The following is a 6,481-nucleotide window of genomic DNA, read 5'->3' on the forward strand; positions in this document are numbered from 1 at the left end:
CAATCAGGGGAGCACGTCATATTCACCGTCATCTCGATGGCGATCTGGGGCTTGACGTGTTGAGCGCAGTTGCGGCGTTTTCGCCTTATCATTTCCACCGGCAGTTCAGCGCCATGCTCGGAATGTCGCTCTACCGCTATGTGCAAATGGCGCGGATGAAACGGGCCGCTTCGCGATTGGCCTTTCGCGCGGATGCCGTGACCGACATCGCGTTCGACGCCGGTTATGAGGCGCCCGACAGTTTCGCCCGCGCCTTTCGGCAGCGTATGGGTCAGGCGCCATTGGCCTTTCGGGAACAGCCAGACTGGGTGGCATGGGAAGCGGCAATGGCGCCGCTATCCCGGGCAAGGAGCCAAATCATGACCCAGCAATTCTCGAGCGAAGATGTCACCCTGCGCGAGGTCCTCGACACCAACATCGCGTTCATGAGTCACCATGGCGATCCCCAACGTCTTGGCGAAACGATCCGGCGCTTTATTGCCTGGCGCAAAGGGCATGGCGTGCGCGCCGCTGATCATGCCACCTACACCATCTTTCACACCGATCCCGAGATCAGCGGACCGGACGTCTATCATATTGACCTCGCCACCGAAATCCGCCGCCGGTTGACCGCTGCCGATGCCGGCGTAGAGGCCGGCACGATACCGGGCGGGCGCTGCGCGGTTCTACGTGTGATCGGCAGTAGCGACGATCTGCGCCCGGCGGCTGAATTCCTCTATCGCGACTGGCTACCTACCAGCGGAGAGGAACTGCGGGATTTTCCGCTCTATGCCCAGCGTGTCCTTTTCTTCCCGGACGTTCCCGAGCATGAAGCGATCACCGATCTGTTCCTGCCGCTCCAGTAGAAGCTCGGCCTCCGGTCAGATGGCCGTAGCTCGAATGGATAGCTTGATGAATGAATACCGTGCGAGGAGAGGACGACTAAACGGAGTGTGTCAGAGCGGCTGTCGCGATCTCAATGAGAAAGCATCAGGACGAAAGGAATGCGGCGAGCGACGCGGCGTCAGCGGCACAGTGCCCGCCATAGAGCGGATGCCACTCCGTTTTCACGCCATGAGCGCGGGCAATATCGACCAGCCGCTGGGAGCCTTCGAAATTGCCATAGGCATCGTACAGGCCGTTCGACAGATAGAGCGTGGGATAGTCGGGACGCGCGTGCTCGATCAGGGCAAGCGGTGAGATGCGCTGCCACTCCGCGTCGTTCGCCGCATATCTCCGCGCCAGCATCCACACACCAAAAATGATCTTGGGGTCGGCACCTTTCCGCTTCGCTGCGGCGCGGATTTCAGCGAACGATGCGAAGGGCGAGACCGCATAGATGCCGGGGCAAAGCGCCGCGACCTTGGCGAAGCGCGATGGATGCGACAGGCCGGCGATCAGGACGTTTAGGCCACCCATCGACTCTCCCATCAGCAGGCGACGGCGTGGCCTGCCGGCCTTCGCCTCGATGGCGGGCAGGCGGCGCATCATGTCGTCTAGCAAGCCGCTATCGGCCTTGTCTCCCTTGGGGGTTAGCAACCAGGTGGGGCCATAGGACAGTTCGACGACAGTAGGTGGTAACGCGGCGCTGCGCTGCCATTCGGCCTGGATCATCGCGGTGAGATAGGTGTCGTCGTTCCAGATGCGCTCGTCGAGGTTGCGGCCATGGAGATGGTAGAGGACATCGCCGTTCGTCCCGCGCTGGTCACGATAGATGCAGTAGCGTAGCGGCCCATCGGTGCCGCAGCTCTGCGTGGCGGGACGAAACGCCACCGCCTGATCGCCGCGTGGCTGCGTGATCTGACCCCATGCATAGTAGAGTGACGCTATGATCAATGCGCCGATCAGCCAGTATCTATTTGGGCGTCGAACCGCGAAGGCGGTCAAGCGGCGGAGCTTTTTGCTGTGGTTCGACATGGCAATCATGCCAGCGCGACGAGGAGGTCGCGGGCAGGCGGCGATCGATCCGTCGGATCATCTCCATGCCACGCCTTCCGAGCGGGCACACCAGTCAGCTTCGGCAGTGCGAAGAGGCTCACCACATAGCCGATGATCGCGCTGCCGCCGTAACCGACGACCGGCGTCGGATAATTGCCGAGAGCCGCAGCGGCTATCGCGGCAAACCAGACCGCACCGAAGACCGCGTACACCGTTCGATTATCAGGATCGCGAGTCAAACCGACGATTGCCGGCACGAGCATCAGTGCCGCACCGCCCCACACCGCTAAGACAGCACCCGCATGGATGTCGAAAGAAGAATAGAGGATCTGATCGACGTAAGGGGCGGCCGGCAGCGAGTCGGCACGCATCAGCGTGGCGGCAAACCCAGCGGCACCGGCGGCGCACGCTATGACAGTGCCTGGATCGCGGCGGATGACCGCGAGGATGGTCACGCAAAGCGCGAGCATCCCGGCCATCGCCCTGTCAGGCTGAAGCGCCATCGCGGCAGCGGAGATGACAAGGCCCGCCGCCGCTGTCGCGCTGCGTGTTTGCGCAAAGGCGACCAGCATCACCGGCAACAGGACCAGGCTCGGTTGGATTGCCAGGTCCGCCAGGTTTACCCAGCGCGCCGCACCGTCGACCTGGGCGCCGAAGAGGGCCGTGGCTAGCAACGCGCCGGCCATCGCGACGATGGCGGTATCGGCCCAGCGCCGGTCGGCCATCGCGATATTGCCGAGCATCCCCAGCATGGAGAGGCCGATCGCCAACGCACCGAGGTTGATCCCGAGGTAGCGGATCGGCGCACCAGCGAACGCCATATAGGCAATCCCCAGCAAGGCCGCGCTGATCGCGCACAGGATTCCGAGCGCGCGGGGACGACGCAGCATGAAGTCAAGGCGGTTCATGGCGGTCGATCCTTCGCCAAAGGGATGAAGCAGATGTACTGCGAGGGCGCGCGGCAGAAGGCCGCTCAGGCTGTCGATGGCGAAAAGGAGTGCCTTGGTGTCGTCTGGAATACTGGCCGCCTCGTACCGCACCGCCCACCCCCACGACTGCATTGAGGGCGGTAGGACGGCTTGCAGAAGACGGCAGCAAAGGGTTGCGAGACCACGGCGCAGACCGGCGCTCATATCGTCGCCCGCCCGTGATGCGACGCCGGAGGCGCCGCCTGTTCGGGGGGATTGGCGCGGGCGAACTGCACGCCGCTCGCCGTCAAGCGATAGGCATGCCGAGGCGGCCGTCCGCCTTCCGTCGGCGGCTGCCATTCCGCTTCGAGATAGCCTTGCGCTTCCAGACGGATCAGCAGCGGATAGAGCGTGCCAGATTTCACACCGGCGAGCCGAACCAATTCATAGCCGTGCGACCATTGGCCACCGGCATCGAGGAGAACGGCAAGGACCGTCCGAGCATGGGAGGAGAGAGTCCGTGAACGAGGCATGGCATTAAATCTACCTAGATAGATTTAGCGTCAAGCCTGATTTTGATCGATCGTCGAACTACCCAGTACCCTGCAGGAACCTTAGGCTGCCGCGTTCTGCTAAAGCGCGACCGTTCAAATTTTCCCATCCTTTCCGGAACATTCACGAGTGGCAGATCGCGGTGGAACCCGCCATTTGGGGAAACCGCTACCAGTGGTAATGTTGTCCCAGGCCCGGGCATTCGAGTGCCGCCCGACCGCAGTGAACGACCGGCAGCTTTCGACGCTCCGGTTCTGGCTGCCGAACGTCTGGTATGGCGGCGGTTCGCGACACCGCTGAAACTTGAGCGCTCCGCCTAGCATTTATCGTTAGATACGTCATGCTTGGACTTGTGGCAGGATAGGAGCGACGCATGGACGAAGATGCATTGTTCGCGGTTGGCACGGTATTGGCGGCGCTGGGTGGGTTGCTCGAACGCAAGGGCATCTGCACTACGCAGGAGTTGGCCGAGACGCTGGGCGGCGTTGCCTGGATGACTCAGGAGGCAGGTGACGAGTACAAGGTTCGCGCTGCGTATATCGGGAGTTGGGCGCATATGGTGCGTGCGGCAGCACTTGAGGCCGGTAAGGCGGGCGCAAATTAGCGTCATCGCCGCTGATTGCCCGGGTTACTGTCGCTCCGCGGCAGCAAGCCAAATCAGGGCCGTAAACAGGGGACTATCAGGCATCCCGTGACCGTTTATGTCTCAGGGCATGTCCATCGCGCCACAGCTAACCTTAGGCAAGTCTCGGCACCAAGCTAACGGCAAAAAGCCTATCCGGAGACAAACGACTTTTGGCCGCCAAAGTTAGGCTTGAGCACTCTCGCGCCATCGCGCAAGCGGTCCAGCTCGTCCGACCAGAACTGCATCAACGCCACCCGCTCATTCCAGTATTCTCCCCGCGTATAGGCGCGGCGGACCCCGTTGTTTTCCATATGCGCCAATTGCCGTTCAATCGCATCCGGATTGAAACGTCCGGTCTCGTTGAGAAGAGTGGCCGCCATTGCCCGAAAGCCATGCGCGGTCATTTCCTCTTGTCCAAAGCCAAGGGCCCTCAAAGCGGCATTGACCGTGTTTTCCGACATGGGCCGCGTCGAGGTGCGGAATGATGGAAAGCAATAACGGCCCTGACCCGTCAGGTCCCATAAGCCCTCAAACAGGCCTACAACCTGTGATGATAGAGGGACGCGGTGCGGGCGGCGCATCTTCATCTTCTCGGCAGGGATGTTCCACACGCTGCGATCGAAATCGAACTCTGCCCATTCCGCTTGGCGAAGTTCACCGGGGCGCACAAAGAGATGTGCTGACAGCTTCAAAGCGAACAGCGTGATGGCATGGCCGGAATAGCCTTCGATCGCGCGCATGAGATCTCCGGCCCGATCCTCGGTGGTAATTGCAGCAAGGTGCTTGGCTTTGGGAACTGTCAACGCGCCGCGCAAATCGCTTGCCGGGTCCCGCTCTGCCCTCGTTGTCGCGATAGCGTAGCGGAAGACTCGGCTAAGTACGCTCCGCATGCGCCGAGCGCTTTCGTGGCGACCTGTTGCCTCAACCGCGCGCAGTACGGCTAGAACCTCCTGCGCATTGATCTTGGCAACTGGGCGATTTCCGATGCTGGGATAAGCCTTGTCGAGGAGCCAACGCAGTTTGCTCAGCGTTATCTCGGCCATGCCCTCGCGCATGTTCTTGGCTACCCACTCCTCGGCAACGAGCTTGAAAGTGTCGTTCTCGGCGACGCGAGCGCGGGCAGCATCAACTTTCTGTTGGTGCGAAGGATCGGTGCCTGCAGCAAGCAAGCGCCGTGCGTCGTCGCGGCGCACGCGCGCATCTGCGAGGCTCACCTCGGGCCAGGCACCAAACGCAAGCGTGCGATGCTTTTCAAGATAGCGATAATTGAAACGCCAAAGCTTCGTGCCGGTGGGGCGGACCAGAAGATAGAGATCACCGCCGTCCGACAGCTTATAGTCGCGCTCGTGCGGTTTGGCGCTGGCGATGGTGGTGACAAACAGGGTTCCCATGAGGGTATCGTCCTAGCTAGGGACGAATATCGATACCCTCGAATATACCCGCATTGTTCCCGGTTGGTGCCGAATTCGCCCGTATTTGGATGGACGATCATAACACAAAATTTGGCTTATTTCAGCCACTTCACGGACGTCTACGGACGTCCGTGGAATGAGAAATGGTGCCCAGGAGAGGACTCGAACCTCCACGCCCTTTCGAGCGCCGCCACCTGAAGACGGTGCGTCTACCAATTCCGCCACCTGGGCACTTTCTCTTCGGTGCGTGCTGTCGGGCACTCGCCGTCGGTGGAGGGGCCAATACGGGTGAGGCCGGGGGGTGTCAACACGGGTTTTGTCATTTTCATGGCATCTTTTTTTCCACAGCCGGCAATTTTCCGCTTGGCCGGGCACTGTGGTTGATCCGGGGCATTGAACGGCTGGCCCTGGCTGTGCCAAGGCGCGATGAAACATGGTGTGGAGCGGCCGGCGCGCCGCTTCTTCTCGCAAACCGACCAAGGTGGAACAGGCAAGGCTATGGGCAACGTGCGCGATCTGGAAGACAAGCTGGTGGTGCTGGTGGGTGGCAGCGGCTTTTTCGGCAGCCATCTTGCGCAGGAATTGCTGGAGCGTGGCGCGCGTCTGCGCGTGTGCAGCCGGCATGTCGAACGCGGCTATGCGATCAAGGCGCTGGGCAATCTGGGCCAGGTGCAGTTCCTGCGCGTGAACGTGCAGAACGAACGCTCGCTGGCGGCCGCGTTCCTGGGCGCCGATGCGGTGGTCAACCTGGTCGGCGCGTTCAAGGGTGATCTCGATGCCGTGCAGGGCCGCGGCGCGGGCCGCGTGGCGGCGCTGGCCAAGGATGCCGGCGCGCAGGCGTTCGTGCATGTCTCGGCCATCGGCGCCGATGCCGGCTCGCCTGTCGCCTATGCCCGCACCAAGGCCGAAGGCGAAGCGGCCGTGGCGGCGGCGTTCCCCGGCGCAGGGGTGGTGCGCCCCTCGGTGATGTTCGGGGCCGATGACGCGTTCCTCAACCTGTTCGGCAAGGTGATCAGCCAGTTCCCGGTGGTGCCGGTGTTCGGCCCCGAAGGCCGCCTGCAGCCGGT

The 6,481-nt window shown here is 62.1% G+C and carries 7 protein-coding genes and 1 tRNA gene; 3 read left to right on the top strand and 5 right to left on the bottom strand.

Annotated elements, in window-relative coordinates; translation table 11 throughout:
* Positions 1 to 2: 2 nt before the first annotated feature.
* Positions 3 to 845, top strand: coding sequence for a GyrI-like domain-containing protein (locus H926_RS0117850; protein ID WP_082209221.1), 843 nt, complete (start codon positions 3 to 5; stop codon positions 843 to 845).
* A gap of 124 nt (positions 846 to 969) precedes the next feature.
* On the opposite strand, the gene H926_RS0117855 is transcribed toward H926_RS0117850, so the two are convergent.
* From H926_RS0117855 to H926_RS0117865, 3 genes are all read right to left on the bottom strand, one after another.
* Positions 970 to 1,896: an alpha/beta hydrolase-fold protein gene (locus H926_RS0117855; RefSeq protein WP_082209222.1), complete on the bottom strand. Its 927-nt coding sequence runs from the start codon at positions 1,894 to 1,896 to the stop codon at positions 970 to 972.
* Between the two features lie 5 nt (positions 1,897 to 1,901).
* Positions 1,902 to 2,825: an FtsW/RodA/SpoVE family cell cycle protein gene (locus H926_RS28575; RefSeq protein WP_237741086.1), complete on the bottom strand. Its 924-nt coding sequence runs from the start codon at positions 2,823 to 2,825 to the stop codon at positions 1,902 to 1,904.
* Positions 2,826 to 3,046: 221 nt separating this feature from the next.
* Complete coding sequence (locus H926_RS0117865; RefSeq protein ID WP_022677522.1) at positions 3,047 to 3,358, bottom strand: PadR family transcriptional regulator; 312 nt, start codon at positions 3,356 to 3,358, stop codon at positions 3,047 to 3,049.
* Positions 3,359 to 3,750: 392 nt separating this feature from the next.
* Between H926_RS0117865 and H926_RS0117870 the strand changes: the two genes are divergently transcribed.
* Positions 3,751 to 3,981 carry a hypothetical protein gene (locus H926_RS0117870; RefSeq protein WP_022677523.1) on the top strand — a complete coding sequence of 77 codons (231 nt, stop codon included), beginning with the start codon at positions 3,751 to 3,753 and terminating at the stop codon, positions 3,979 to 3,981.
* A gap of 170 nt (positions 3,982 to 4,151) precedes the next feature.
* Here H926_RS0117870 and H926_RS0117875 read toward each other — a convergent pair whose 3' ends face one another.
* Together H926_RS0117875 and H926_RS0117880 are read right to left on the bottom strand one after the other, a co-directional pair.
* Positions 4,152 to 5,393, bottom strand: coding sequence for an integrase arm-type DNA-binding domain-containing protein (locus tag H926_RS0117875; protein ID WP_028658197.1), 1,242 nt, complete (start codon positions 5,391 to 5,393; stop codon positions 4,152 to 4,154).
* Positions 5,394 to 5,558: 165 nt separating this feature from the next.
* Positions 5,559 to 5,645 (bottom strand) — tRNA-Leu (locus H926_RS0117880).
* A 267-nt stretch (positions 5,646 to 5,912) separates the two neighbouring features.
* On the opposite strand from H926_RS0117880, the gene H926_RS28580 reads away from it, so the two are divergent.
* Positions 5,913 to 6,481, top strand: a 569-nt coding sequence (locus tag H926_RS28580; RefSeq protein ID WP_043610321.1) for an NAD(P)H-binding protein, incomplete at its 3' end; no start/stop codon positions are given.

The organism is Novosphingobium sp. B-7, assembly GCF_000410615.1.
Classification (GTDB): Bacteria; Pseudomonadota; Alphaproteobacteria; order Sphingomonadales; family Sphingomonadaceae; genus Novosphingobium; species Novosphingobium capsulatum.

Excerpts from the sequence above, each read along its gene's own strand:
- H926_RS0117855 (WP_082209222.1), bottom strand. The coding sequence starts at position 1,896 with ATGTCGAACCACAGCAAAAAGCTCCGCCGCTTGACCGCCTTCGCGGTT.
- H926_RS28575 (WP_237741086.1), bottom strand. The coding sequence starts at position 2,825 with ATGAACCGCCTTGACTTCATGCTGCGTCGTCCCCGCGCGCTCGGAATC.
- H926_RS0117865 (WP_022677522.1), bottom strand. The coding sequence starts at position 3,358 with ATGCCTCGTTCACGGACTCTCTCCTCCCATGCTCGGACGGTCCTTGCC.
- H926_RS0117870 (WP_022677523.1), top strand. The coding sequence starts at position 3,751 with ATGGACGAAGATGCATTGTTCGCGGTTGGCACGGTATTGGCGGCGCTG.
- H926_RS0117875 (WP_028658197.1), bottom strand. The coding sequence starts at position 5,393 with ATGGGAACCCTGTTTGTCACCACCATCGCCAGCGCCAAACCGCACGAG.